Source organism: Bradyrhizobium sp. WSM2793 (assembly GCF_000379585.1).
Classification (GTDB): domain Bacteria; phylum Pseudomonadota; class Alphaproteobacteria; order Rhizobiales; family Xanthobacteraceae; genus Bradyrhizobium.
The window spans coordinates 94068-119138 of the sequence record NZ_KB902851.1 but is presented as its reverse complement, the minus strand read 5'-3'; the positions used below and the strand labels follow the sequence as shown (position 1 = coordinate 119138).

Genomic DNA, 25071 nt, shown 5'->3' with positions numbered 1-25071 from the left:
TCGGTCGGGTGCCTTCTGGGCCCAGCCAACCTGCCGCAAAAACAAGGATATCAGGACCATGGGAAAGGTCATTGGGATCGACCTCGGCACCACGAATTCGTGCGTCGCCGTGATGGATGGCAAGAACGCCAAAGTCATCGAGAATTCCGAAGGCATGCGCACGACGCCTTCGATCGTCGCCGTGACGGACGACGGTGAGCGCCTCGTCGGCCAGCCGGCCAAGCGCCAGGCCGTCACCAATCCCGAGCGCACCTTCTTCGCAGTGAAGCGCCTCATCGGCCGCCGCTACGACGACCCGATGGTCGAGAAGGACAAGAAGCTCGTCCCCTACAAGATCGTGAAGGCTTCAAACGGCGACGCCTGGGTCGAGGCCGACGGCCAGACCTACTCGCCCTCGCAGGTCTCGGCGTTCATCCTGCAGAAGATGAAGGAGACCGCGGAAGCCCATCTCGGCCAGAAGGTCGACCAGGCCGTCATCACCGTTCCCGCCTACTTCAACGACGCCCAGCGCCAGGCGACCAAGGACGCCGGCAAGATCGCGGGCCTCGAAGTGCTGCGCATCATCAACGAGCCGACCGCGGCCGCGCTCGCCTATGGCCTCGACAAGACCAAGACCGGCACGATCGCCGTGTACGATCTCGGCGGCGGCACGTTCGATATTTCGATCCTCGAGATCGGCGACGGCGTGTTCGAGGTGAAGTCGACCAACGGCGACACCTTCCTCGGCGGCGAAGACTTCGACATGCGCCTGGTCGGCTATCTCGCCGACGAATTCCAGAAGGAGCAGGGCATCAACCTGCGCAACGACAAGCTCGCCTTGCAGCGCCTGAAGGAAGCCGCTGAAAAGGCCAAGATCGAGCTGTCCTCGACGACGCAGACCGAGATCAACCTGCCCTTCATCACCGCGGACCAGACCGGCCCGAAGCATCTGACGATGAAGCTGACCCGCGCCAAGTTCGAAGCGCTGGTCGACGACCTCGTCCAGAAGACCGTCGAGCCCTGCCGCAAGGCGCTGAAGGACGCCGGCGTCACCGCCGGTGAGATCGGCGAAGTGGTTCTGGTCGGCGGCATGTCGCGCATGCCGAAGGTCCAGGAAGTCGTGAAGCAACTGTTCGGCAAGGAGCCGCACAAGGGCGTCAATCCGGACGAAGTCGTGGCGATCGGCGCTGCGATCCAGGCCGGCGTGCTCCAGGGCGACGTCAAGGACGTGCTGCTGCTCGACGTCACCCCGCTGTCGCTGGGCATCGAGACGCTGGGCGGCGTGTTCACCCGCATCATCGACCGCAACACCACGATCCCGACCAAGAAGAGCCAGGTGTTCTCGACCGCCGAGGACAACCAGAACGCGGTCACCATCCGCGTCTTCCAGGGCGAGCGTGAAATGGCGGCCGACAACAAGATGCTCGGCCAGTTCGACCTGATGGGCATTCCGCCGGCTCCGCGCGGCATGCCGCAGATCGAGGTGACCTTCGACATCGACGCCAATGGCATCGTCAACGTCTCGGCCAAGGACAAGGCCACCGGCAAGGAGCAGCAGATCCGCATCCAGGCCTCCGGCGGCCTGTCGGAAGCCGACATCGAGAAGATGGTCAAGGACGCCGAGGCCAATGCCGAGGCCGACAAGAAGCGCCGCGAGGCCGTCATCGCCAAGAACGAGGCGGATGGCCTAGTGCATTCGACCGAGAAGGCTTTGGCCGAGCACGGTTCGAAGGTCGGCGAGACCGAGCGCCGCGCCATCGAGGATGCCGTCGGCGACCTCAAGGAAGCGCTGAAGGGCGACGATGCCGAGGCGATCAAGGCCAAGACCCAGACGCTGGCCCAGGCTTCGATGAAGCTCGGCGAGGCCATGTACAAGCAGCAGGCCGAGGCCGACGCCAAGAAGGACGCGGCCAAGGACGACGTCGTCGACGCGGAATTCACCGAAGTCGACGACGACAAGAACAACAAGAAGTCCGCCTGAACCCCAAGAGGGTCATGATGCGGACGGCTTGGACCCCACACGCTCTACCGGCCTCCTCCTTCGCGGGGGAGGCCGCCGTGTCGGGACGGACGGGCGGGTCGCCCGTTACGATCGATCAATTCCCCGCCGTTATGCTGAACGCCGCCACGCCGCCCTCTGCCGCCAAGCAGAAGGCTGCCTATATCGTCGTGTGGCGACGTCGTTTCGCTCCGACTTGAATCGCGATTGGATAGACCGAGTCCCACATGTCCACGTCCACCAAGCGCTGCTATTACGAAACCCTCGAAGTCGAACGCGATGCCGACGAATCCGTCTTGAAATCGTCGTTCCGCAAGCTGGCGATGAAGTTCCACCCGGACCGCAATCCCGGGGACGACACCAGCGAAGTCAAGTTCAAGGAAATCAACGAGGCCTACGAGGTCCTGAAGGACAAGGACAAGCGCGCGGCCTATGACCGCTACGGCCATGCCGCCTTCGAGCAGGGCGGCGGTGGCGCCGGCTTCGGCGCGGGTTTCGCCTCTTCCTTCTCCGACATTTTCGAAGATCTGTTCGGCATGGCCGGGCAGCGCGGCCGCGGCGGCCGCGAGCGCGGCGCCGACCTGCGCTACAACATGGAAATCACGCTGGAGGAAGCCTTCGGCGGCAAGACTGCGCAGATCGAGATCCCGGTCTCGGTCACCTGCGAGGCCTGCTCGGGCATCGGCGCCAAGGCGGGAACCAAGCCGAAGACCTGTTCGAGCTGCGGCGGCGCCGGCCGCGTGCGGCAGTCGCAGGGCTTCTTCACGCTGGAGCGGACCTGTCCGGGCTGCCAGGGCCGCGGCCAGATGATCGAGGATGCCTGCCCGTCCTGCTCGGGCCAGGGCCGCGTCACCCGCGAGCGGAATCTTTCGGTCAACATTCCCCCGGGTGTCGAGGACGGCACAAGGATCAGGCTCGCCGGCGAGGGCGAGGCCGGGGTCCGCGGCGGTCCGCCCGGCGACCTCTATATCTTCCTGTCGCTGGCCCAGCACCAGTTCTTCCAGCGCGATGGCGCCGATCTGCATTGCCGTGTGCCGATTTCGATGGTCACGGCCGCGCTCGGCGGCGAATTCGAGGTGCCGACCATTGAGAAGAGCAAGGCCAAGGTGAAGGTGCCGGCCGGGACCCAGTCGAACCGCCGGTTCCGCATTGCATCAAAAGGCATGCCGGTGCTGCGGTCGCGCCAGATGGGCGACATGTATGTTCAGGTCGTGGTCGAGACCCCGCAGAACCTCACCAAGAAACAGCAGGAATTGCTGGCCGAGTTCGAAAAGCTGTCAAGCGGCAACACCCAACCGGAATCCGAGGGCTTCTTCGCCAAGGTCAAGGATTTCTTCGGTAATCGGGCGAGTTGACCCGGCTTGACCATACCGCTTTCGGCCTATACGTCTTTATGACCATTTTCTGACACGCGGTCCCGCGGTCCCGTCCGGTCCTGACATGCCATTGCCATCGTCCGCGCGTGCGTTGAAGAAGCCTCGTCTCGATGACGAGGTGCGCTTTCTCAGATCATGGATCGAAAAGCCCCTGCACATGGGCGCCGTGATGCCGTCGGGCAAGCTGCTGGCCCGGACCATGGCCCATTATGTCGATGTCGATTCAGACGCGCCCGTGGTCGAGCTCGGGCCGGGCACCGGCGCCATCACCTCAGCCCTGATCGAACGCGGCGTCGACCAGAAACGTCTCGTCCTCGTCGAATACAATCCCGGCTTCTGCGCGCTGCTGCGCGACCGCTATCCGCAGGCCAAGGTTGTGCAGGGCGACGCCTATCGCCTGCGTGACACGCTCTGGAACGTCCTGAGCGCGCCGGCCTCCGCGGTCGTCTCCGGCCTGCCGCTGGTGACGAAACCGATGCTGACGCGGCTGCGGCTGATCCGCGACGCCTTCACGGCGCTCGCGCCCGGCGCGCCCTTCGTCCAGTTCACCTATGCGGTGGTGCCGCCGATCCCGAAATCGCTGCCCGGCGTGTCCACAGAGGCGTCGGAACGGATCTGGATGAACCTTCCGCCCGCCCGCGTCTGGGTGTATCGCAAGGACTAATTCCGCCGGCTTGGTTCTTTGCGCGGCGGGCTCGTTTCGCCGAACGCATTGGATTGAATGTCAGCTCCCAAGATCCTGATCATTCCCGGCTCGCTGCGCACCGGCTCGCACAATGCGAAGCTGGCGGCCGTCATAGCCTATGAATTCGCCCGGGCCGGCGTCGACGTCACCCGCATCTCGCTCGCCGATTTTCCGCTGCCGATCTATGACGGCGATCTCCAGGCCAAGTCCGGCCTGCCCAAGCACGCGATCAACCTCAAGCGCATGATCGGCGCGCATCATGGCGTGCTGATCGTCTCGCCCGAATACAATGCTTCGGTGCCGCCGCTTCTCAAGAACGCGATCGACTGGGTCAGCCGCGTGCATGATCTGCATGAGGCGCGCGGCGATGTGTTTCGCAACCGCGCCTTCGCGCTCGCCGGCGCCTCGCAGAGCCGGCTCGGTGCGGCTCGCGCGCTGCAGGCGTTGCGGCTGATCCTGACCTCCTGCCACGCCAATGTGATTGCCAGCCAGCTCACGCTCGCCTTTGCCGACCAGGCCTATGACGATATGGACAGGCTCAAGAACGAGGGTGATATCGCCGCGTTGAAGGAGCTGGTCGCGCAGTTGATCGACATTTCCCAACGCATGATGTGAGGTGACATGACGCCAGCCGAGATCGCTCCCAAGGACCGCCTGATCGTCGCGCTCGATCTGCCCAGCGTCGATGCTGCGGAGGCGACGATCAACCGCCTCGGCGACAGCGTCAGCTTCTACAAGATCGGCTACCGACTCGCTTATGCCGGCGGATTGCCGCTGGTCGGCAGGCTCGCCGACAAGGGCAAGAAGGTCTTTCTCGATCTCAAGCTGCACGACATCGGCAACACCGTGATGCAAGGCGTCGAAAGCATCACCAGGCTTGGCGCCACATTCCTCACCGTGCACGCCTATCCGCAGACCATGAAGGGCGCCGTCGAAGGCCGCGGCAATTCCAGCCTGAAGATCCTCGCCGTCACGGTGCTGACCTCCTACAACGAGGACGATCTGCACGCGGCCGGCTATCGGCTCGGCGTCTCCGAGCTGGTCGAGGCCCGCGCGCAGCAGGCCCAGGTGCTTGGCATCGACGGACTGGTGTCCTCGCCTGAGGAGGTTGGGGCCTTGCGCAAGATCGTCGGGCACCAGATGCATCTCGTCACCCCCGGCATCCGGCCGGTCGGTTCGGCGACCGGCGACCAGAAGCGCATCATGACGCCGGGCCGCGCGATCGCGGCCGGCGCCGATTATCTTGTCGTCGGACGCCCGGTCGTCGAAGCCGCCGATCCGAAGGCGATTGCGGAAGCCATCCAGGCCGAGATCGCGCAAGCGCTCGGCTAATCAACAAACAAGGGAGAAGAACAATGGCAAAAGGCTACTGGATCGGGCGCGTCGATGTGAGCAGTGACGAGGGCTACAAGCCCTATGCCGTCGCCAATGGTCCGATCTTCAAGAAGTGGGGTGGCCACTTCGTTGTCCGCGCCGGCAAGTTCACCACCGTCGAAGGCGCCAGCCGCACCCGCAACGTCGTGATCGAATTCCCGGACTACGAGACCGCGATCGCCTGCTACAATTCGCCGGAATACCAGGCCAACATCAAGGTGCGCCAGCCCCACTCGGTCGCCGATCTCATCATCATCGAGGGCTATGACGGCCCGCAGCCGTCTGACTCGTAGATTCGACTGCGGCGCTCTCTTACCCTCCCCTGGAGGGGGAGGGTCGATCGCGCGCAGCGCGAGCGGGGTGGGGTGATCTCTCCACTCGGGCACTGTGCGCCGGGGGGAGACCGTCACCCCACCCCGCTGTGCATTCCGCTTCGCTGCATGCCCAGCGCCCACGAGCGAGCTACGCTCGTCTCGGACCCCTCCAGGGGAGGGTAAGAGGCGGCGCGTCGCTGCGATCTAGGTAAATCCCCCTCGGTTGCCGGAACTGCGTCCCCCCGCTACAACGGCCGTGAGAGGATCACACCATGTCCGACATGCGCCTGATTGTTGCTGGAGCCGGTGGCCGGATGGGCCGCGCGCTGGTGCGGGCGATTGCCGAGAGCAAAGGCGCGGTGCTGGCCGGCGCGCTCGAGGCCCCCGGCTCGGAGCTGCTCGGCAAGGATGCCGGTGTGCTCGCAGGACTGCCGGCCAACGACATCAAGCTCTCCGCTGACCTCTGGGCGATGTCGAAGGAGGCCGACGGCATCCTCGACTTCACCGTTCCGGCGGCGACCATTGCAAATGTCGCGATCGCCGCACAGCGCGGGATCGTGCATGTCGTCGGCACGACCGGATTGTCCGGCTCCGACAACGCCGTGATCAAGAGCGTCACCAACCGCGCCGTCGTGGTGCAATCAGGCAATATGAGCCTCGGCGTCAATCTACTGGCCGCCGTGGTCAAGCGCGTCGCCAAGGCGCTCGACCAGAGTTTTGATATCGAGATCGTCGAGACCCATCATCGCATGAAGGTCGATGCGCCGTCCGGCACCGCGCTGATGCTTGGGCAGGCCGCAGCCAGCGGCCGCGGCGTCACCCTCGATGACCATTCCGAGCGCGGCCGTGACGGCATCACCGGCGCGCGCAGGCCGGGCAATATCGGCTTCGCCTCGTTGCGCGGCGGCACCGTCGCCGGCGATCACAGCGTCACCTTCCTCGGCCCGTTCGAGCGCCTGACGCTGTCGCATCAGGCCGAGGACCGCATGCTGTTCGCCCATGGCGCGCTGAAGGCGGCGCTCTGGGCACACGGCAAGAAGCCCGGGCACTACTCCATGGCCGATGTGCTCGGCCTGTCCGACATCTAATCGAACCTAACGGAAAGCAGTCAATGAGCGAACGTCTTCTCGTGCTCGTGCGCCACGGCCAGAGCGAATGGAATCTGAAGAACCTGTTCACGGGCTGGAAGGACCCTGACCTCACCGAGCTCGGCGTCAAGGAAGCCACGGACGCCGGCCGCAAGCTGAAGGCGCAGGGCCTCGTGTTCGACGTCGCCTACACTTCGGTGCTCACGCGCGCGCAGCACACGCTCGACCTCATTCTCGGCGAGCTCGGCCAGGAGGGCCTGCCGACGGCGAAGAACCTCGCGTTGAACGAGCGCGACTACGGCGATCTCTCCGGCCTCAACAAGGACGACGCGCGCAAGAAATGGGGTGAGGACCAGGTGCTGATCTGGCGCCGCTCCTACGACGTGCCGCCGCCCGGCGGCGAAAGCCTGAAGGATACGCTCGCGCGCGCGCTGCCGTATTACGTGCAGGAGATCCTGCCCGGCGTGCTCAACGGCAAGCGTACCCTCGTCGCCGCCCACGGCAATTCGCTGCGCGCGCTGATCATGGTGCTGGAAAAGCTCTCGCCCGAAGGCATCTTGAAGCGCGAGCTGGCGACGGGTGTGCCGATCATCTACCGCCTCAACGCGGATTCGACCGTGGCCTCGAAGCTCGATCTGGCGGGTTAAGGACGGTCCGGTAGGGTGGGCAAAGGCGCACAGCGCCGTGCCCACGATCTTTCCATGATAGCTGACGTAAGGTGGGCACGCTTCGCTTTGCCCACCCTACGGCAGTGTGCTTGCGGTGCCTACTGCATCCCCAGCTGTCCGGCCTCCCAGCCCAGCATCGCCTGTTTGCGGGTGATGCCCCAGTGATAGCCGGTGAGCGTGCCGCTCTTGCCGAGCGCGCGGTGGCAGGGCACGACGAACGAGACCGGGTTCTTGCCAACCGCCGCGCCGACGGCACGCGAGGCCTTCGGGCTGTTGATGTTGCAGGCGATGTCGGAATAGGACACCGCGCGTCCCATCGGGATCTTCAGCAGCGTCTCCCACACCCGCACCTCGAAATCGGTGCCGATCATCACCACGCGCAGCGGCTGGTCCGGCCGCCACAGCTTCGTATCGAAGATGCGCGCAGCCAGCGGCGCGGTGCCTTCGTGATCCTCGACATAGGTGGCGTTCGGCCAGCGCCGGGTCATGTCAGCGAGCGCAACCTTCTCCTCGCCGTGATCGGCGAAGGCAAGCCCCGACAGGCCGCGGTCGGTCGCGATCACGATCGCGGTGCCGAACGGCGAGGGGTGAAAGCCGTAACGCAGGGTCAGGCCAGCGCCGCCGTTCTTCCATTCGCCTGGCGACATCGCTTCGTGGGTCACGAAGAGATCGTGCAGCCGTCCCGGGCCTGACAGCCCGGAATCGAGCGCGGCGTCGAGAATGCTCGCGGAATCACGCAAGAGGCCTTTGGCGTGATCGAGCGTCAGCGCTTGCATGAAAGCCTTCGGTGTGATCGAGGCCCAGCGGCGGAACAGATGGTGCAGCTCATCCGGCGTGACCCCGGCCGCATCCGCCATCGCCTCGATGGTCGGCTGCGCGCGCCAGTTCTCCGAGATGAAGGCGATCGCCCGGCGTACCGAATCATAGTCGCGCAGCGCGGCGTTCTGGGTGCCCGGCCTGGCCAGGCGCTGGTCATGTATGGCGAGTGTCATCATGACTGGAAATGTAGGAGAGGGACGGGTGGGAAACCACCCGATTTCTGACTGCGCTCAGGTCACCGGATTGTAGGTCGGGCCGCGCCGGGCGGCATTCAGGGCGCCGACCAAGGCATTGTAAAAACTCGCTTTTTCCTCTGGCCCGAGAAAGCCGGCAATGAGAATCCGGCGGCCGCGCGAGATCAGATAGAGGTGCTCGATGCCGTATTCCTCGTCGACCTCCTGGTCGATCCGGACCCAGAGCGGATTGAATGTCCATTCCGAGACCTGGCCGCGATGGCTGACGCGGCGCACGCGCAGCTCCGACGGCGTGACCACGATCTCCTCGCTGGCCCGCGCCGCGCGGAAATTGGCCTTGAAGGCCCACCAGATCACGAGAACGTCGAGGCCGAAGAAACCGAACACCGGCCAGGCACCCATCATCAGGAAGGCGAGGCCCGTGACGAAGCTGACCACGCTCAGGAACAGCATCACGGCGAGGAAGCCGGTGCGGTTCAGCGAGCGGTGCGGCGTCAGCCGCGCGGAGAAGATCTGCGCGTCGCGCGGATCAGGACCGCTGCCGTCAATTTCGTTGCCTGTGCTCATCGTCCCTCAGTATATCCCGATCATGGCGAAAATCACCCGCAAGCCGGCTCCGCGCAAAGCGCCGGTGCCGAAGAAGGCAAAGGCGGTCGTCGCAAAGCCGAACGCGCCCGCCAAAAAGACGCTCAAGGCGATCAAGCGCTGGACGCCCGCCGAGGTCCATGAGGTCTTCAGCCGTTTCCGCAAGGCCAATCCGGAGCCGAAGGGCGAGCTCGAGCACGTCAATCCGTTCACGCTGCTGGTCGCCGTGGTGCTGTCGGCCCAGGCAACCGACGCCGGCGTCAACAAGGCGACGCGCGCCTTGTTCGAGGTCGCCGACACTCCGCAGAAGATGCTCGATCTCGGCGAGGAGTCTTTACGCGAGTACATCAAGACGATCGGCCTCTACCGCACCAAGGCCAGGAATGTGATCGCGCTGTCGGCCAAGGTGCTCAGCGAGTTCGGCGGCGAGGTGCCGCGCACGCGCGCCGGGATCGAGTCGTTGCCCGGTGCGGGACGCAAGACCGCCAACGTCGTGCTCAACATGGCCTTCGGCGAGCACACCATGGCGGTCGACACGCATGTCTTCCGCGTCGGCAATCGCACAGGACTTGCGCCCGGCAAGACGCCGCTCGAGGTCGAGCTTGGTCTCGAAAAGGTGATCCCGGCCGAGTTCATGCTGCATGCCCATCATTGGCTGATCCTGCATGGCCGCTATACTTGCCTCGCACGCAAGCCGCGCTGCGAGGTCTGTCTGATCAACGATCTGTGCCGGTGGCCGGAGAAGACGGTGTGATGGCGGTGAGAGCAGAGCGTCTTGGGGTAAAATCGTGAGTCAACAGGAACAAGTCCCGCCCCCGGCTGCCGCTGCAACGCCTGTCCTACCACCGAAGCCGACGCAGCGGCCGGCGACTTCGCTGTGGAGCCGGTTCGCGATCCCGCTATTCGCTGTGATCGTCGCGCTCGGCTTCGTCGCGCTGGCGACGCTGCGCTTCGACGAATGGGTCGGCAATGCCGTGATCCAGACCACGAATGATGCCTATGTGCGCGCCGAGCTGACACGGCTTTCGAGCCGCGTCTCGGGTGAAGTGCTGACCGTCGCCGTCACCGACTTCCAGCGGGTCAAGGCCGGTGATCTCCTGATCCAGATCGATCCCGCCGATTACGAGGCCCAGGTCGCGCAGTCGGAAGCTTCGGTCGCCGCCGCTCAGGCAGCGCTCGACAATCTGGCCAACCAGGTCGAGCTGCAATATGCGACGATCGCGCAGGCGCAGGCGGCGCGGCTTTCCGCGGAAGCCATGGAAGTCGAGGCACGGCAGGAGCAGGAGCGTCAGCAATCGCTGTCGCAGACCGAATCCGGCACGCGGCAGCGGCTCGAGCAGGCGGTGGCTGCTTACGCCAAGGCGCAGGCCGATGTGCGTGCGAGCCGCGCCGTGATCGCCGCCCAGCAGCACCAGCTCGAAGTCCTGCAAGGCACCCGGAAGCAGCGCGCCGCCGATGTCGCAGCGGCCAAGGCAACGCTGGCGGGTGCGAAGCTCAAGCTCGGCTACACCAGAATATCGGCGCCGTTCGACGGCGTCGTCGGCGAGCGCCAGGTGCAACCTGGCGACTACGTCAATATCGGCACCAACCTCATCAACGTGGTGCCGCTGCCGCAGGTCTATGTGATCGCGAATTACAAGGAGACCCAGCTCACTCATGTGCAGCCGGGCCAGCCGGTCGAGATCACCGTCGACAGCTTTCCGCGCGAGACGCTGCGCGGCAAGGTCGAGCGCATCGCGCCGGCGACGGGATCACAGGTCGCGCTGCTGCCGCCTGATAACGCCACCGGCAATTTCACCAAGGTCGTGCAGCGCATTCCCGTGCGGATTCAGCTCGACGACGGCCAGCCGCTGCTGGCGCGGCTGGTGCCGGGCATGTCGGTCGTCACCAGCATCGACACCAAGGCCGGCAATGGCGGAAAATGACGACACAGACCGCGGACCGCTCTCGCGCGGCGGCGTTGCGCCGCAGCCGCTGTTCGCCGTGGCCGCGGTGCTGCTCGGCTCCTTCCTCGCCAATTTCGACAGCCGCCTGACCACGGTCGGCCTGCCCGATTTGCGCGGCGCGTTCTCGCTCAGCTTCGACGAAGGCGCCTGGCTCTCCACCGCCGGCATCGGCTCGCAAATCTTCATCGCGCCCGCAGTGGCATGGCTCGCGACCGTGTTCGGGCTGCGCCGCGTGCTTGGCATTCCGAGCCTGATCTATGCCGTCGTCTCGCTGATCCTTCCCTTCGTGCACGATTATCCAACGCTGCTCGCGCTCAGCGTCGTGCATGGCCTCCTGCTCGGCACCTTCGTGCCGGCGACGCTGATGATCGTGTTCCGCAATCTGCCGATCCGCTGGTGGCTGCCGGCGATCTCGATCTATTCGATCCGCGTCGGCTTCGCATTGGATACCTCGACCTCGCTGGTCGGCTTCTATGTCGACCATCTCGGCTGGCAATGGCTGTACTGGCAGAGCGTCGTGATCGCGCCGCTGATGGGGCTGATGGTCTATCTCGGCACGCCGAACGAGCCCGTGAACCGCGCGCTGCTGCGCGAGGCCGATTGGGGCGGCATGCTGCTGCTCGGCGCATCCGTTTCGATGATTTATGCCGGGCTCGATCAGGGCAATCGATTGGACTGGCTCGGCTCGGGGACGGTGATGGCGCTGCTCGCCAGTGGCGCGGTGCTGTTCGCAGGCTTCCTCCTCAACGAGTCGCTGGTGCGGCAGCCCTGGGCGCATGTGAACGTCTTGTTTTCACGCAATATCGGATTGGGGCTGGTGCTGATCCTGCTCTACACCTTGACGAGCCTGTCCAACGCCTCGCTGGTGCCGAATTTCCTCGCCGCCATCGCCCTGCTCAGGCCCGAGCAGAGCGGCATGCTGCTGCTCACCTATGGCGCATTGCCGATGCTCGTGCTGGTGCCGCTCTCGATCTGGCTGCTCAGGCATTTCGATACGCGTACCGTGATTGTCGTGGGTTTTGCCTGCTTCGCCGCCGCCAATCTCTGGGGCACGCAGCTCACCCATGACTGGGCGCGCGAGGACTTTGTCGGCATCGTGCTGCTCCAGGCGATCGGGCAGTCGCTGACCTTGCTGCCGCTGATCATCACGCTGCTGTCGAACTCCGATCCGAGCCGCGCCACTTCCTTTGCCGCCTATATCCAGATCATGCGGCTCGGCGGCGCCGAGATCGGTGTGGCGCTGATGGGGACATGGCTGCGCGTGCGCGAGCAGGTCCATTCCTTCTATCTCGGCCAGAACCTCGGCGTCGGCGACGTCGATGTGGTCCGCGTCCTGAAGCAGCTTGCCGACCACTTCACTGCCCACGGTACCGGGCTGGCGCAGCCGCGCGCGCTCGGCACGCTGGCGGGCATCGTGCAGCGCGAGGCCAATGTGCTCGCCTATATCGACGGATTCTGGCTGTGCTTCTGGCTCGCGATAGCCGCGCTCGGCGTTGTCGCACTCATCACCCGCGCCCCGCCCGGGCCGTTCACGCCAGCGCCGTTCGGCTTCGCCAAGACAGTGCTGCGGAAGTGCGGCGTGCAGGTGACGTGAAACGCGTTACCGCATCTGCCGCGCCGGCTCGATCAGCTCGGGCCTCGAGCCCGACAGCCGCTTGTGCATGTGGACCATGAAGGCCATGCCGAAGATCGGCGTCGCCAGATTCACGATCGGGATCGAGACGAAGGCGGCGATGAAGAGGCCGGCGGTGAAGATGGTGGCGGCATTGTCGCGCCGCATCGCCTTGGCCTCTTCCGGCGAGCGGAAGCGCATCGCGGCGAGCTCGAAATATTCGCGGCCGAGCAGCCAGGCGGCGGCGATGAAGAAGATCAGGAAGCCTGCGCCGGCGAAAAGCACCAACGGCAACGCGATCAGATAGACCAGGATGGTCAGGAGCGCGGTCTTGATGCCCTCGAAGATGGCCTGGCTGAACGGCAGCGCGAGCCCCGGCTGCTCGGCGGGATAATGCTCGCGCTCGACGATGTCGGCGACGTCGTCGACGAACAGGCTCGCCACCAGCGAGGTGATCGCGGGCATCAGGAAGACGCCGCCGAACACGACGCCGAGGCCCGCCGCGATCGAGACGATCCAGGACAAGACCTCGAGAGAGGTGTGCCAGCCCGGCCCGAGCAGGCCCTCCAACCAGACCTCGCCATGGGTCGCAAACCAGCTGAGCAGCCGCTGCAAGCCGATCGCCAGCGCGGTGATCAGCACGAGTGCAAGCCCGATCGACCGCCACAGGATCGAGCGCATCGGCGGCGAGATCATTTGCGACAGCGCCTTCACGGCGGCATCCAGCATCGGAGGGGCCCTCTGAGGTAAACACTGCGCGAGAGGTAGACACCCAATGCGGCTTCGGCAAGGGAGGGCTTGCCGCGCTGCTGACGGCCGCAAACGCGGCGCGAGCCCTTGCTTACCCTCCCCTGGAGGGGGAGGGTCGGCTCACATTGAGCGCAGCGAAATGTGAGACGGGGTGGGGTGATCCCTCCCCACGGGCACTGTTCGACGCGGAGAGACCGTCACCCCACCCCGCTCGCGCTACGCGCGATCGACCCTCCCCCTCCAGGGGAGGGTAAGAGCCGCTACGCTTTCCTAGAATAGCCTACTCGTGCCGGTGCCCATGCTTTCGCGCCTTCACCGCCTTGCCTTCGCCGGTCGGGATCATCACCACGCGGCCGTAGCGGACGCCGCGTTCGGCGATGATATGGTCGGCGAAATGCTTGACCTCATCCGCCGACCCCCGCAGCGCCGTCATCTCCATGCAATTGTTGTCGTCGAGATGGACGTGCAGCGTTGCCAGCGCGAGGTCGTGATGGCCGTGGAATTCCTGCACCAAGCGTTTTGACAGATCGCGGGCGGCGTGGTCGTAGACATAGACGAGACCGGCCACGCATTGGCCGGTCTGCGCGGTGTCCTCGGTGCTCTGCTGCAGGCCGGCGCGGGCGAGGTCGCGGATGATCTCGGAGCGGTTCTGGTAGCCGCGCGCTTCCGCCGCCGCGTCGATCTCCGCCAACAGATCGTCCTCGATCGTGATGGTAATTCGCTGCATCAGATATTCCCCGCGTGCCTCGCCTGTGTTCCGTGAACCGTAGCCCGGATGGAGCGAAGCGCAATCCGGGACGGTACCAATTTGCGGGCAAGACCCCCGGATTTCGCTTGCGCTCCATCCGGGCTACGCAGTGTCCTCACAGCCGCGTCGCCCGCAGCCGCAGCGCATTTCCGACCACGCTCACCGAGGACAGCGCCATCGCCGCCGCGGCGATGATCGGCGAGAGCAGCACGCCGAAGGCGGGATAGAGGATGCCGGCCGCGATCGGAATGCCGGCGGCGTTGTAGATGAAGGCGAAGAACAGGTTTTGCCGGATGTTGCTCATCGTCGCCTGCGACAGCTTTCGCGCCCGGACGATGCCGACGAGGTCGCCCTTGAGCAAGGTCACGCCGGCGCTCTCCATCGCCACATCCGTGCCGGTGCCCATGGCGATGCCGACTTCCGCGGCGGCCAGCGCCGGCGCGTCGTTGACGCCGTCACCGGCCATGGCGACGCTGCGGCCGGCCTTTTGCAGCTTGGTGACCACTGCGCTCTTCTGATCCGGCAGCACCTCGGCCTCGACTTTGGCGATGCCGAGCCGGCGCGCCACCGCTTCCGCCGTGGTGCGGTTGTCGCCTGTCAGCATGATGACCTTGATGCCTTCGGCAGCTAACGCCTTCAGTGCGTCCGGGGTCGAGGCCTTGACCGGATCGGCGATCGCGAACAGGCCGGCGAGCCGGCCGTCGACGGCCATGTTGATCACGGTGGCGCCATCGCCGCGCAGCCGCTCGGCCTCGGCGTCGAGCGTTTTGGTGTCGATCCCGATCGACGTCAGATACCTGGCATTGCCGAGCACGATGGTCTTGCCGTCGACTTTGCCGGTGGCGCCCTTGCCGGTCGGCGAGTCGAAGTGCTCGACCTGGCCGAGGGCGAGCTGCTTCTCCTTGGCTGCGCGCACGATCGCGTCGGCCAAAGGATGTTCGCTGGCGCGCTCGACGCTGGCGGCAAGCTTGAGGATGTCATCCTCCGCAAAGCCTGACGCCGGCACGATCGCGACCACCTTGGGCTTGCCCTCGGTCAGGGTGCCCGTCTTGTCGACCACCAGCGTGTCGATCTTCTCCATCCGCTCCAGCGCCTCGGCGTTCTTGATCAGAACGCCGCCTTGGGCACCGCGGCCGACGCCGACCATGATCGACATCGGGGTTGCGAGGCCCAGTGCGCAGGGGCAGGCGATGATCAGCACGCTGACGGCGGCGACGAGACCGAAGGCCAGCCGCGGTTCCGGACCAAACCAGGCCCAGGCGCCGAAGGCGGCGAGGGCGACGACGATCACCATCGGCACGAACCAGCCCGCGACCTGATCGGCCAGCCGCTGGATCGGCGCGCGCGAGCGCTGCGCGTCCGCGACCATCTGCACGATCTGCGACAGCAGCGTCTCGCGTCCGACCTTGTCGGCGCGCATGATGAAGCTGCCCGACTGGTTCAGCGTGCCGGCGATCACCTTCGCGCCGCTCTCCTTGGTGACGGGCATGGATTCGCCGGTGACGAGCGATTCGTCGAGCGAGGAGCGGCCCTCGAGGATCACGCCGTCGACCGGCACCTTTTCGCCGGGGCGGACGCGCAGACGTTCGCCGGCATGGAGCGCGTCGATTTCGACCTCGTGCTCGCTGCCGTCGTCATCGACGCGGCGCGCGGTCTTCGGCGCGAGCTGAAGCAGCGCCTTGATCGCGCCGGAGGTTGCGTCACGGGCCCGCAGCTCCAGCACCTGGCCGAGCAGCACCAGCACGGTGATGACGGCAGCCGCTTCGAAATAGACGGCGACCGCACCCTCATGGCCGCGGAAATTTGCGGGGAAGATCTGCGGCACGACGGTGCCGATGATGCTGTAGACATAGGCAACGCCCGTGCCCATCGCGATCAGCGTGAACATGTTGAGGTTGCGCGTCAGCAGCGACTGCCAGCCGCGAACGAAGAACGGCCAGCCGGCCCACAGCACCACGGGGGTGGCGAAAGCGAGCTGGATCCAGTTCGACAGCGTCTGATCGATCCAATTATGCGGGCCCGCGAGATGGCCGCCCATCTCCAGCACCACGGCCGGTAGCGCCAGCGCGGCGCCGATCCAGAACCGCCGCGTCATGTCGGCGAGCTCGGGGTTGGGGCCGGTCTCCAGGCTTGCCACTTCCGGCTCCAGCGCCATGCCGCAGATCGGGCAGCTGCCAGGTCCGACCTGGCGGATCTCCGGATGCATCGGGCAGGTGTAGATCGTGCCCGCGGGCATCTCCGGCTCGGGCGCCTTGTCCTTGGCGAGATATTTTGCGGGATCGGCGGCGAACTTGGTGCGGCAGCCGGCTGAGCAGAAATGGAAGGTCTCGCCGTGATGGTCGAAGCGGTGCTTCGAGGTCGTGGGATCGACAATCATGCCGCAGACGGGATCGCGCACCTTGCTGGCCGCATCGCCATGGTCATGCGCGTGATGATGGCCGTGGCCGGCATCGCCATGCCCGCCGCAGCAGGAGGACGCCGCCGGCTTGGTCGCTTCAGACTCGGTCGCTTCAGACTTGGCCGCTTCCGTCTTGGCGGAACAACCGCATCCGGAATGTCCGTCCGTGCCCTGATGATGCCTGTGTTCGTTCATTGCCTTGCTCCGGCCTTGTACCGGGTCTTGCAACCCATACCCGGTAGGGGTATATAGACCTCATGCGCAAGGACATCAAGGCATCTGTCGGAAAACGCCTCGGCCGGATCGAGGGCCAGGTTCGCGGCCTCTCGAAAATGGTAGAGGAGGACCGCTACTGCATCGACATCGTGACGCAGATCTCGGCGGTGCGAGCCGCACTGCGCCGGGTCGAGGAAGAGGTCCTGAAGGACCACGTCGCCCATTGCGTCGAGCACGCGATCGCGAGCGGCGACAAGGCCGACCAACGCGAGAAGATCGCAGAGCTGATGGCGGTGATCGGGCGGGCGGAGCGGTAGGTCTTTACTCCCGTCATTGCGAGCGAAGCAATCCAGACTGTCCCCGAGGAAGTAGTCTGGATTGCTTCGTCGCAAGAGCTCCTCGCAATGACGGAGTTTGCTCGCGCCACACTCACAGGCGTCGTCCCCGCGAACGCAACGACCCATAACCCCAGGAAAGGGTTTGACGAAGACTGGGAGTTCCGGATTTCTACCGTGCGCAGCCGATAGATCACGCGGTATGGGTCCCTGCGTTCGCAGGGACGACAGCCGTTACGCCGCCCTCTCGCGCACCCGGCCACGGCGCCTCGGGCGGTACATCGCCAGCTTCTTCAGCAGCGGGACATGCCCGGGAACGCTTTCAGCCGTCACCGCAAGGCACTCACTCATTTGCGCAGCCGGAATTTCAGCCGGCGCTTCTTGGTCAACCGCCTCAGGAACGAGCGGCGGCGCACTGATCGTTTCTGGAAACACACTGAATGTGCCCGCTACCTCCTCGAGCGGCTTCTGCTTGTCGGCCCAGTGCAGGGCGGTGTAGTCGAACCCGTGCACGATGGTGGGTTTGACGACTTCGAAATAGGGCGAGATGTCGAAGTCGCGGGGCATGTAGAGCGAGGAATCGCGGATGTGCAGGATCTCGCGGCGGGCCGCGCGGCTGCCGGCCTTGGTGATCTTCGGCAGGATCGGATAGCGCACCGCGTCGAACGCCTGTGCGATCAGCGCCGAGCAGATGATCTTGGTGGGATCGCCCGAGCCGATCGCGATCATGCGTCGCCGCCAGCGCTGCGGCACCGGCAACGGGAACAGAAAGCGCATGAGGTCGACGATGTTCTTGGTGTCGTAGCCGAAGCCGATGCGGTTGATCGCATAGCGGCAGACGGTGGTGCGGTCCTCGTAGGACAGCCCGACCGGGCGGCAGAGGCGGGTGTGATAGGGGAAATATTTCGACAGCGGCGCAGAGGTGACGCCTTCGCCGATATTGGCCTCGATCAGCACATGCGGTTCGCCGTCGGGCTCCGTGGCGCCCTCGACCGGGCCGACATAGAGCGCGGCATGCGACCAGGTCGACTGCGTCAGATATTTGATGATGCCGGAGATGCGGTTGTTGCCCTCGACCAGCAGCACGTCGCCGGGTTCGATCACGCCGCGCAGGTGCTCCGGGTCGCTCGGCGTGAACGGCTCGTAGCCCGGCACCTCCTTGGAGAGGTACGCGGCAATCAGCTTGCCGACTGAATCTAGGACCGTCCCCATTTCCAACTCCCCCCACGGCCTTTTGCGGCCGTCTTTTTCCCTTCTCTATCATGGTCGAAACGTGTTGCAATTCGGTTCATCACTCCGTGACATCAAGCACGATTGATTCACCATGATGGTTGCCGTGCAACATCAGATGCGGCAAGGTTCGCTGACTGTTCCCGTTCGCCGCAAGTCCTCGGAAACCATGACATGACAATCACGCGCCGCGGTTTCCTTGTCGCGTCGGCGGGCCTTGCCGCAATGCCGGTCCTGCGCGCAACCGCCGCGCCCCTGCCGCGCGAGGCCGACATCGTCGTGATCGGTGCGGGAGCCGCGGGAATCGCTGCGGCGCGGCGCATCATGGCGACGGGCCGCAAGGTCCTCGTGATGGAAGCGGCATCGCAAGTCGGGGGCCGCTGTATCACCGACAGCACAACCTTCGAGGTGCCGTTCGACCGCGGCGCACGCTGGATGCACAATCCCGACACCAATCCGATGATCCGGCTGGCGCGCAGTGTCGGGCTGGACGTGCTGCCGGCGCCATCGGGCCAGAAGATGCGCATCGGCCGCCGTAACGCGCGCGCGGGCGAGACCGAGCAATTCCTGGCGGCGCTGGTGCGCGCCAACCGCGCCATCGACGATGCCTCGCGGGCTAAGCTGGATACCTCTTGCGCCTCCGTGCTGCCGAAGGATCTCGGCGACTGGGCGGGCGCGGCCGAGTTCATGCTGGGCGCGGGCTTTGCCGGCAAGGACCTGAAGGAGCTGTCCGCGATCGACAAGGGACGCGCGCAGGATCGCAACGCGGCGATCGCCTGCCGTCAGGGTCTGGGCACGCTGATCACCAAACTCGGGGAGCAGGCGCCGGTGGCGCTGTCGACGCCGGCGAGCCGCATCAGCTGGAGCAACCGCGACGTCAGCGTGGAAACGCAAGCCGGCAAGATCGCCGCACGCGCCGTCATCGTCACGGTCTCGACCAACGTGCTGACATCGGGCGCGATCAAGTTCACGCCCGACATTCCCAAACGCACGCTGGACGCGGCGTCGAAGCTCGGCCTCGGCAGCTATGATCGCATCGTGCTGCAATTGCCCGGCAATCCGCTCGGCCTGTCGCGCGACGATATCCTCATCGAGCAAAGCAATTCGACACGCACGGCGTTGATGTTCGCCAATATCGGCGGCTCCTCGCTGTGCTCGATCGACGTCGGCGGCGCATTCGGCCGCGATCTCTCCGAGCAGGGTGAGAAGGCGATGGTCGCCTTCGCCAGGGAATGGATCACGAAATTGTTCGGTAGCGAAGCTGCGGCTACCGTCGGGAAGACCAGCGCGACGCGCTGGAACGCCTCGCCCTACGTTCTGGGTGCGATGTCCGCGGCTTCCCCTGGCGGTCAGCTGTCGCGCAAAACCCTGAGCGAGCCGATTGGCAATGTGTTCCTCGCCGGCGAAGCTACGCACGAGACGCTGTGGGGCACCGTCGACGGCGCCTGGGAAAGCGGCGAACGCGCCGCGGACGCAGCCTTGCGCAAGATCGGTGCGCTCAAGGACGATTCGGCGGATGTGCCGACGCAGTCGACGAAGAAGCGCCGCGTGCCGCGGCAGTAAGCAGTCAAGCCGCCAAACACTCCGCCGTCGTCCCTGCGAACGCAGGGACCCATAACCACAGGGAGACGTTTGACGATGCCTCGCAGTTGAGAGATCGTCGTCGGGACTGTCACTTGTGTCTTATCGATAGATCACGCGGTATGGGTCCCTGCGTTCGCAGGGACGACAGCGGAGATAATCAGCGCAACACCCGGTCCAGCACCGGCAGCCCGGCAATTACCGCCATCGCGATCAGACCATAGCAAATCGCGCGAAACACCCGCTCGCTGGCGCGGCCGAACAGCGAGGCGCCGAATGCGACGCCGATCGCATAGACCGGGCCGACGATCAGCGAGAGCGCGAGCGATTCGCGGCTGATCAGCCCCGTGGCCGCGTAGCTGATCATCGAGAAGAAGTCAGACGCGCCGAAGAACAGCACGATGTTGGCGCGCGCGACGATCGGCGCGATCGGGCGGCCGAGCCAGTAGCCGACGATCGGCGGGCCGCCGGTCTGCGCGAGACCGCTGCAGAAGCCGGAGAGGCCGCCGATGCCGACCGAAAGCCAGGTGTGGTCCTTGCCACGATAGCGCCAACCTGACAGCAGCAGGAGCAACAGCGCCGCGACGAAGCAGGAGATGATCCAGCGCGTGGTGACGGGTTCGAGTACGCTGAGAAAGTATGTGCCGACGGGCACGCCGACCAGCGCGCCCAGCACAATCACCGCGGTCGCCTTGCGGTCCGCCTTCCGCCACGCGTCCGGCAGCAGCGGCGCCGCCGCGACGAAATCGATCACCAGAAGCAAGGCGGCGACGAGCCGCGGCGCAGCAATGCTGCTCGCCAGCGGCATGAAGATCAGCGCCGAGCCGAAGCCCGAGAAGCCGCGTGCAGTGCCGGAAACGAAGGCGACGGCGCAGAGCGCCATCGCAATGGTGAGGCTGACGTCCTTCGGAAGGAAGTCCGCAAGGGTCATGCTTTATTTCCGGAGCATGATGTTGTCCGAAAACCGCTTCGCACTTTTCGGCATCATGCTCTCAGCGTGCCGCCGGTCTTCTTCGTGACCTCGGCCACGACCTTCGCCGCGACAGCCTCGATCTCCTGATCGGTCAGCGTCTTCTCGCGCGGCTGGATCGTCACCGCGATTGCGATCGACTTCTTGTCGTCGTCGATGCCCTTGCCCTCGTAGACGTCGAACACGTTCACGCCGGTGATCAGCTTCTTGTCGACACCCTGCGCGGCGCGCACGATGTCGCCCGCCTTCACGGTGCGATCGACAATGAAGGCGAAGTCACGCGAGACTGGCTGGAACGCCGAGAGCTCGATCAGTGGCTTGGCGCGGGTCGGCTTCTTCTTCGCTTCCGGAATACGGTCGAGGATCACCTCGAACACCATCAGCGGGCCGTCGGCGCCGAGCGCCTCGAGCGCTCTGGGATGTACCTCGCCGAAATGGCAGAGCACGTTCTGCGGTCCGATCTGGATCGTGCCGGAACGGCCCGGATGCAACCATGCCGGACCGCCGGCGACGATCTGCAGCGCCTGCATCGGCGCACCGGCGGCCGCCAGCACGGCCAGCGCATCGGCCTTGGCGTCGAACACATCAGCCTGCGCCGAGCCCGACCAGTGTCGTCCCAGACCTTCCGAGGAGGCAAAGCCGCGGCGCACGCCGCTCGCGGCGATGAACTGATCCTGCGGGCGATCGCCCTTGAAAATTTGGCCGACTTCAAACAGCGCGACATCGCTGACGCCGCGATTGGCGTTGGCCTGTGCGGCCGCGATCAGGCCCGCGAGCAGCGTCGGGCGCATGTCGGAGAGATCAGACGCGATCGGGTTGGCGACTTCGAGCTCGCGCTGGCCGCCGCCGAACAATTTTGCCGCGGACTTCGTGATGAAGGACCAGGTCACCGCTTCGATGATGCCGCGGCTCGCGAGCGCGCGCCTGGCGCGGCGGGTGCGCAGCTGCAGTGGCGTCAGCACCGGTTTGCGCGCGTCCTCGCCGCGCTCGAACGGCGTCATCGGCACCTTGTCGACGCCGAAGATGCGGACGATCTCCTCGACGATGTCGGCCTTGCCGTGGACATCCGAGCGCCACGAGGGCACCGCGACCTTCACCACCGGGCCGGGGCCCGCCATCATGAAGCCGAGATGGGTCAGGATGCGCTTCATCTCGACCTGCGGCACCTCGATGCCGGAGAGACGCTTGACCTCGGTCACGGGGAAATCGATCACCCGGTCGTCGCCAAAGGCCTTGCCGACCACGACGGTCTCGGACGGCGTGCCGCCGCACATCTCCATCACCAGCTTGGTCGCCAGCTCCAGCCCCGGCACCATGAAGGCCGGATCGACGCCACGCTCGAAGCGGTAGCGCGCGTCTGAATTGATGCCGAGCTTGCGGCCGGTCTGGGCGATGTTGATCTCGTTCCACAGCGCCGATTCGATCAGCACGTCGGTGGTGTCATCGTCGCAGCCGGAGGCTTCGCCGCCCATAATGCCGGCGAGCGATTCGACGCCGTGCTCATCCGCGATCACGCAAATGGCGGGATCGAGATTGTAGGTGCGGCCGTCGAGCGCGAGCAGGGTTTCGCCCTCACGCGCGCGGCGCACGACCAGATTGCCCTTCACCTTCCTGGCGTCGAACACGTGTAGCGGCCGCGCGCGGTCGTAGGTCATGAAGTTGGTGATGTCGACCAGCGCGTTGATCGGGCGCAGCCCGATCGCGGTCAGCCGCTTCTGCAGCCATTCCGGCGACGGACCGTTCTTGACGCCGCGAACGAGGCGCAGCGCGAAGCCCGGACACAGCGTGGAATCCTCGACCGTGACCTTCACGGGACAAGGGAATTCGCCCTTGATCGGCTTGATGGTCGGGTCCTTGAACTTGCCCATGTCGGCGGCGGCGAGATCGCGCGCGATGCCGTGCACGCCGGTGCAGTCCTGCCGGTTCGGCGTCAGATTGATCTCGACCACGGGATCGCCAAGCGCGGCCCATTCGGCATAGCCGGCGCCAACAGGCGCATCCGCCGGCAATTCCATGATGCCGTCATGGTCGTTGGAGATCTGCAGCTCGGCCGCCGAGCACAGCATGCCGCGGCTCTCGACGCCGCGGATGGTGCCGACGCCCAGCGTGATGTCCTTGCCGGGAATGTAGGTGCCGGGCGGCGAGAACACGCTGACGAGACCCGCACGCGCATTCGGCGCGCCGCAGACGACCTGCACCGGCGCGCCGCCGTCACCGGTATCGACCATGCAGACGCGCAGGCGATCCGCATTCGGATGCTGCTCGGCCGAGATCACCTTCGCAATCGTGAAAGGCTTCAGCGCCTTCGCCTTGTCCTCGATGTTCTCGACCTCGAGCCCGATCATGGTGAGCTTCTCGGCGAGCTTGTCCAAGGGCTCGTCGGTCTCGAGATGATCCTTCAGCCAGGAGAGGGTGAATTTCATGGCTGTTTCTTCTCCACGGAGACGGTCTGCTCCCTCTCCCGCTTGCGGGGGAGGGTTGGGGTGGGGGCTCTCTCCGCGACGGTGGTCGCGATTATTTCAAGAACGCCGCCACGATTGGTCATGACATCGAGGTTGCTGAAGCGGAGCACCTTGAAGCCCATCGCTTCGATTGCGCTAGAGCGACGCGCGTCGGCGCGCTCGCCATCATTCGAGAAGTGTTGGCCGCCGTCGAGCTCGATGACGAGCTTGGCTGCGTGGCAGATGAAATCGGCGATGTAATTCTCGATCGGCACTTGGCGGCGAAAGCTCACGCCATTCAGCCGGTTGCCACGTAGCTCCGACCAGAGGATTCGCTCTGCATCGGTTGAGTCGCGCCTGAGCGCACGAGCATTGGTTCGCAGCTTGGCCGAGATCTTCCAGTCCGGATGCTTGGGATCAACCATCGGCAGCCCCATTGCGGAGAAACCCTCTCCCCAACCCTCCCCCGCAAGCGGGGGAGGGAGCTCGACCTGTCGAGCGGCAGGAGAATACAATCCCATACGACGAACGCCACACACTCGCTCTATCCATTCCCTCCCCCGCTTGCGGGGGAGGGGCAGGGAGAGGGCTGTCTCCGCAGAGGGAACGGAGAGAGTCTTCGCAAGCTCTGGCGCGAGGGCGAGCATCACGAGCTCAGCCCCCCAGCCAGCGTCGGCACCTCCAGCGGCTTGAAGCCGTAGTGGCTCAGCCAGCGGACGTCGCTGTCGAACAGCTGACGGAGGTCGGCGATGCCGTATTTCAGCATGGCGATGCGGTCGATGCCCATGCCCCAGGCGAAGCCCTGGTACTCGTCGGGGTCGATGCCGCAGGCGCGCAGCACGTTCGGATGCACCATGCCGCAGCCGAGAATCTCGAGCCAGTCCTCGCCCTCGCCGAAGCGGATCTCGCCCTTGTCGCGGCGGCACTGGATGTCGACTTCCAGCGACGGCTCGGTGAACGGGAAGAACGACGGGCGGAAGCGCATGTTGATGTGGTCGACCTCGAAGAACGCCTTGCAGAACTCGTGCAGGATCCATTTGAGGTGGCCGAGATGCGAATGCTTGTCGATGACGAGGCCTTCGACCTGGTGGAATTGCGGCGTGTGGGTCGCGTCGGAATCGATGCGGTAGGTGCGGCCCGGGCAGATCACGCGGATCGGCGGCTTCTGGCTCAGCATCGTGCGCACCTGCACCGGAGAGGTGTGGGTTCGAAGCAGCATGCGCGAGCCATCCTCCTTCGGATGGAAGAAGAACGTGTCGTGCATCTCGCGCGCCGGATGGCCTTCCGGAAAATTCAGCTTGGTGAAGTTGTAATCGTCGGTCTCGATGTCGGGACCTTCGGCGACCGAGAATCCCATGTCGGCGAAGATGGTGGTCAGCTCGTCCCAGACCTGGCTCAGCGGATGAATGCGGCCGGTTTCCGTCGGCGCATCGCGCAGCGGCAGCGTGACGTCGACGGTCTCGGACGCGAGCCGCGCATCGAGCGCCGCCGATTTCAGCACGTCGCGACGGGCGGCGAGCGCCTGGGTGACCTCGTCCTTCGCCTGGTTGATCGCTGCGCCTTGCGTCTTGCGCTCGTCCGGCGACATCTTGCCGAGCGTTGCCAGCAAGGCTGAGATCGAGCCCTTCTTGCCGAGCGAGGCAACGCGGACGGCTTCGAGGGCCGCTTCGTCGCCGGCAGCACTGATCTGCGCGAGGATGGATTGAACGAGACTGGCGAGGTCGGACACGGTCGGATCCCTCAAACTTGCAAAAGGCTGCCGG

Annotated in this window: 23 protein-coding genes; 13 read left to right on the top strand and 10 right to left on the bottom strand. The window is 65.4% G+C overall.

All coding sequences use genetic code 11. The features are described from left to right. The first annotated feature begins 58 nt into the window (after nucleotides 1–58). The 8 genes from dnaK (at nucleotide 59) to A3AS_RS0142525 (ending at nucleotide 7462) form a co-directional block, all read left to right on the top strand. Nucleotides 59–1960, top strand: a complete 1902-nt coding sequence (dnaK, locus tag A3AS_RS0142560) for a molecular chaperone DnaK (protein ID WP_018323498.1) — start codon at nucleotides 59–61, stop codon at nucleotides 1958–1960. Nucleotides 1961–2205: 245 nt separating this feature from the next. Then, nucleotides 2206–3333, top strand: coding sequence for a molecular chaperone DnaJ (dnaJ, locus tag A3AS_RS0142555; protein WP_018323497.1), 1128 nt, complete (start codon nucleotides 2206–2208; stop codon nucleotides 3331–3333). An 85-nt stretch (nucleotides 3334–3418) separates the two neighbouring features. Further along, entirely contained in the window at nucleotides 3419–4018 is a 600-nt protein-coding gene (locus A3AS_RS0142550; RefSeq protein ID WP_018323496.1) for a class I SAM-dependent methyltransferase, read from the top strand. Nucleotides 4019–4075: 57 nt separating this feature from the next. After that, a complete protein-coding gene (locus A3AS_RS0142545) occupies nucleotides 4076–4654 on the top strand; it encodes an NADPH-dependent FMN reductase (RefSeq protein ID WP_018323495.1) in 579 nt (192 codons plus the stop codon). A gap of 6 nt (nucleotides 4655–4660) precedes the next feature. Then, nucleotides 4661–5371: an orotidine-5'-phosphate decarboxylase gene (pyrF, locus tag A3AS_RS0142540; RefSeq protein ID WP_018323494.1), complete on the top strand. Its 711-nt coding sequence runs from the start codon at nucleotides 4661–4663 to the stop codon at nucleotides 5369–5371. 23 nt (nucleotides 5372–5394) lie between these two features. Beyond that, nucleotides 5395–5706: a DUF1330 domain-containing protein gene (locus A3AS_RS0142535; protein ID WP_018323493.1), complete on the top strand. Its 312-nt coding sequence runs from the start codon at nucleotides 5395–5397 to the stop codon at nucleotides 5704–5706. A 293-nt stretch (nucleotides 5707–5999) separates the two neighbouring features. Then, on the top strand, nucleotides 6000–6815 hold the full coding sequence (gene dapB, locus A3AS_RS0142530) for a 4-hydroxy-tetrahydrodipicolinate reductase (RefSeq protein WP_026202940.1): 816 nt from the start codon (nucleotides 6000–6002) through the stop codon (nucleotides 6813–6815). A gap of 23 nt (nucleotides 6816–6838) precedes the next feature. Continuing rightward, on the top strand, nucleotides 6839–7462 hold the full coding sequence (locus A3AS_RS0142525) for a 2,3-bisphosphoglycerate-dependent phosphoglycerate mutase (protein WP_018323491.1): 624 nt from the start codon (nucleotides 6839–6841) through the stop codon (nucleotides 7460–7462). A gap of 119 nt (nucleotides 7463–7581) precedes the next feature. On the opposite strand, the gene A3AS_RS0142520 is transcribed toward A3AS_RS0142525, so the two are convergent. After that, nucleotides 7582–8478, bottom strand: a complete 897-nt coding sequence (locus tag A3AS_RS0142520; RefSeq protein ID WP_018323490.1) for a bifunctional helix-turn-helix domain-containing protein/methylated-DNA--[protein]-cysteine S-methyltransferase — start codon at nucleotides 8476–8478, stop codon at nucleotides 7582–7584. Nucleotides 8479–8532: 54 nt separating this feature from the next. Continuing rightward, the gene (locus A3AS_RS0142515; protein WP_026202939.1) at nucleotides 8533–9063 is read right to left on the bottom strand and encodes a DUF2244 domain-containing protein; all 531 of its coding nucleotides are present in this window, start codon (nucleotides 9061–9063) and stop codon (nucleotides 8533–8535) included. A 22-nt stretch (nucleotides 9064–9085) separates the two neighbouring features. Here A3AS_RS0142515 and nth point away from each other — a divergent pair, with 22 nt between their 5' ends. From nth to A3AS_RS0142500, 3 genes are read left to right on the top strand one after another with little or no spacing between them, the layout of a single operon-like run. Then, nucleotides 9086–9835 (top strand): endonuclease III, encoded by a 750-nt coding sequence (nth, locus tag A3AS_RS0142510; protein ID WP_026202938.1) that lies wholly within the window; start codon nucleotides 9086–9088, stop codon nucleotides 9833–9835. 34 nt (nucleotides 9836–9869) lie between these two features. Further along, a complete protein-coding gene (locus A3AS_RS0142505) occupies nucleotides 9870–11006 on the top strand; it encodes an HlyD family secretion protein (protein WP_018323488.1) in 1137 nt (378 codons plus the stop codon). After that, nucleotides 10993–12621: an MFS transporter gene (locus A3AS_RS0142500; RefSeq protein WP_018323487.1), complete on the top strand. Its 1629-nt coding sequence runs from the start codon at nucleotides 10993–10995 to the stop codon at nucleotides 12619–12621. Before A3AS_RS0142505 ends, A3AS_RS0142500 begins: the two co-directional genes overlap by 14 nt. Nucleotides 12622–12627: 6 nt before the next feature. Here A3AS_RS0142500 and A3AS_RS0142495 read toward each other — a convergent pair whose 3' ends face one another. From A3AS_RS0142495 to A3AS_RS0142485, 3 genes are all read right to left on the bottom strand, one after another. Further along, nucleotides 12628–13368 (bottom strand): sulfate transporter family protein, encoded by a 741-nt coding sequence (locus tag A3AS_RS0142495; RefSeq protein ID WP_018323486.1) that lies wholly within the window; start codon nucleotides 13366–13368, stop codon nucleotides 12628–12630. Between the two features lie 301 nt (nucleotides 13369–13669). Further along, the gene (gene nikR, locus A3AS_RS0142490; RefSeq protein WP_018323485.1) at nucleotides 13670–14116 is read right to left on the bottom strand and encodes a nickel-responsive transcriptional regulator NikR; all 447 of its coding nucleotides are present in this window, start codon (nucleotides 14114–14116) and stop codon (nucleotides 13670–13672) included. Between the two features lie 136 nt (nucleotides 14117–14252). Continuing rightward, on the bottom strand, nucleotides 14253–16730 hold the full coding sequence (locus A3AS_RS0142485) for a heavy metal translocating P-type ATPase (protein ID WP_018323484.1): 2478 nt from the start codon (nucleotides 16728–16730) through the stop codon (nucleotides 14253–14255). Nucleotides 16731–16792: 62 nt separating this feature from the next. On the opposite strand from A3AS_RS0142485, the gene A3AS_RS0142480 reads away from it, so the two are divergent. Beyond that, on the top strand, nucleotides 16793–17068 hold the full coding sequence (locus A3AS_RS0142480; protein WP_007598521.1) for a metal-sensitive transcriptional regulator: 276 nt from the start codon (nucleotides 16793–16795) through the stop codon (nucleotides 17066–17068). 252 nt (nucleotides 17069–17320) lie between these two features. Here A3AS_RS0142480 and A3AS_RS0142475 read toward each other — a convergent pair whose 3' ends face one another. Next, nucleotides 17321–18298: a YiiX/YebB-like N1pC/P60 family cysteine hydrolase gene (locus A3AS_RS0142475; RefSeq protein WP_018323483.1), complete on the bottom strand. Its 978-nt coding sequence runs from the start codon at nucleotides 18296–18298 to the stop codon at nucleotides 17321–17323. A 192-nt stretch (nucleotides 18299–18490) separates the two neighbouring features. Between A3AS_RS0142475 and A3AS_RS0142470 the strand changes: the two genes are divergently transcribed. Beyond that, nucleotides 18491–19879 carry an NAD(P)/FAD-dependent oxidoreductase gene (locus A3AS_RS0142470; protein WP_018323482.1) on the top strand — a complete coding sequence of 463 codons (1389 nt, stop codon included), beginning with the start codon at nucleotides 18491–18493 and terminating at the stop codon, nucleotides 19877–19879. Nucleotides 19880–20057: 178 nt separating this feature from the next. Here the strand turns inward: A3AS_RS0142470 and A3AS_RS0142465 are convergent, their stop codons facing one another. The 4 genes from A3AS_RS0142465 to pheS all read right to left on the bottom strand — a co-directional run bounded on the left by A3AS_RS0142465 (nucleotide 20058) and on the right by pheS (nucleotide 25037). Continuing rightward, a complete protein-coding gene (locus tag A3AS_RS0142465) occupies nucleotides 20058–20828 on the bottom strand; it encodes a sulfite exporter TauE/SafE family protein (protein ID WP_018323481.1) in 771 nt (256 codons plus the stop codon). A 53-nt stretch (nucleotides 20829–20881) separates the two neighbouring features. Beyond that, a complete protein-coding gene (pheT, locus tag A3AS_RS0142460; protein WP_018323480.1) occupies nucleotides 20882–23290 on the bottom strand; it encodes a phenylalanine--tRNA ligase subunit beta in 2409 nt (802 codons plus the stop codon). After that, on the bottom strand, nucleotides 23287–23733 hold the full coding sequence (locus tag A3AS_RS0142455) for an endonuclease domain-containing protein (RefSeq protein ID WP_026202937.1): 447 nt from the start codon (nucleotides 23731–23733) through the stop codon (nucleotides 23287–23289). Before A3AS_RS0142455 ends, pheT begins: the two co-directional genes overlap by 4 nt. Nucleotides 23734–23954: 221 nt before the next feature. After that, complete coding sequence (pheS, locus tag A3AS_RS0142450) at nucleotides 23955–25037, bottom strand: phenylalanine--tRNA ligase subunit alpha (protein WP_018323478.1); 1083 nt, start codon at nucleotides 25035–25037, stop codon at nucleotides 23955–23957. Nucleotides 25038–25071: the final 34 nt, after the last annotated feature.

Bases quoted from the DNA above. Each gene is read 5' to 3' on its own strand.
- dnaK (WP_018323498.1), top strand. From the start codon at position 59: ATGGGAAAGGTCATTGGGATCGACCTCGGCACCACGAATTCGTGCGTC.
- dnaJ (WP_018323497.1), top strand. From the start codon at position 2,206: ATGTCCACGTCCACCAAGCGCTGCTATTACGAAACCCTCGAAGTCGAA.
- A3AS_RS0142550 (WP_018323496.1), top strand. From the start codon at position 3,419: ATGCCATTGCCATCGTCCGCGCGTGCGTTGAAGAAGCCTCGTCTCGAT.
- A3AS_RS0142545 (WP_018323495.1), top strand. From the start codon at position 4,076: ATGTCAGCTCCCAAGATCCTGATCATTCCCGGCTCGCTGCGCACCGGC.
- pyrF (WP_018323494.1), top strand. From the start codon at position 4,661: ATGACGCCAGCCGAGATCGCTCCCAAGGACCGCCTGATCGTCGCGCTC.
- A3AS_RS0142535 (WP_018323493.1), top strand. From the start codon at position 5,395: ATGGCAAAAGGCTACTGGATCGGGCGCGTCGATGTGAGCAGTGACGAG.
- dapB (WP_026202940.1), top strand. From the start codon at position 6,000: ATGTCCGACATGCGCCTGATTGTTGCTGGAGCCGGTGGCCGGATGGGC.
- A3AS_RS0142525 (WP_018323491.1), top strand. From the start codon at position 6,839: ATGAGCGAACGTCTTCTCGTGCTCGTGCGCCACGGCCAGAGCGAATGG.
- A3AS_RS0142520 (WP_018323490.1), bottom strand. From the start codon at position 8,478: ATGATGACACTCGCCATACATGACCAGCGCCTGGCCAGGCCGGGCACC.
- A3AS_RS0142515 (WP_026202939.1), bottom strand. From the start codon at position 9,063: ATGAGCACAGGCAACGAAATTGACGGCAGCGGTCCTGATCCGCGCGAC.
- nth (WP_026202938.1), top strand. From the start codon at position 9,086: ATGGCGAAAATCACCCGCAAGCCGGCTCCGCGCAAAGCGCCGGTGCCG.
- A3AS_RS0142500 (WP_018323487.1), top strand. From the start codon at position 10,993: ATGGCGGAAAATGACGACACAGACCGCGGACCGCTCTCGCGCGGCGGC.
- A3AS_RS0142495 (WP_018323486.1), bottom strand. From the start codon at position 13,368: ATGCTGGATGCCGCCGTGAAGGCGCTGTCGCAAATGATCTCGCCGCCG.
- nikR (WP_018323485.1), bottom strand. From the start codon at position 14,116: ATGCAGCGAATTACCATCACGATCGAGGACGATCTGTTGGCGGAGATC.
- A3AS_RS0142485 (WP_018323484.1), bottom strand. From the start codon at position 16,730: ATGAACGAACACAGGCATCATCAGGGCACGGACGGACATTCCGGATGC.
- A3AS_RS0142480 (WP_007598521.1), top strand. From the start codon at position 16,793: ATGCGCAAGGACATCAAGGCATCTGTCGGAAAACGCCTCGGCCGGATC.
- A3AS_RS0142475 (WP_018323483.1), bottom strand. From the start codon at position 18,298: ATGGGGACGGTCCTAGATTCAGTCGGCAAGCTGATTGCCGCGTACCTC.
- A3AS_RS0142470 (WP_018323482.1), top strand. From the start codon at position 18,491: ATGACAATCACGCGCCGCGGTTTCCTTGTCGCGTCGGCGGGCCTTGCC.
- A3AS_RS0142465 (WP_018323481.1), bottom strand. From the start codon at position 20,828: ATGACCCTTGCGGACTTCCTTCCGAAGGACGTCAGCCTCACCATTGCG.
- pheT (WP_018323480.1), bottom strand. From the start codon at position 23,290: ATGAAATTCACCCTCTCCTGGCTGAAGGATCATCTCGAGACCGACGAG.
- A3AS_RS0142455 (WP_026202937.1), bottom strand. From the start codon at position 23,733: ATGGTTGATCCCAAGCATCCGGACTGGAAGATCTCGGCCAAGCTGCGA.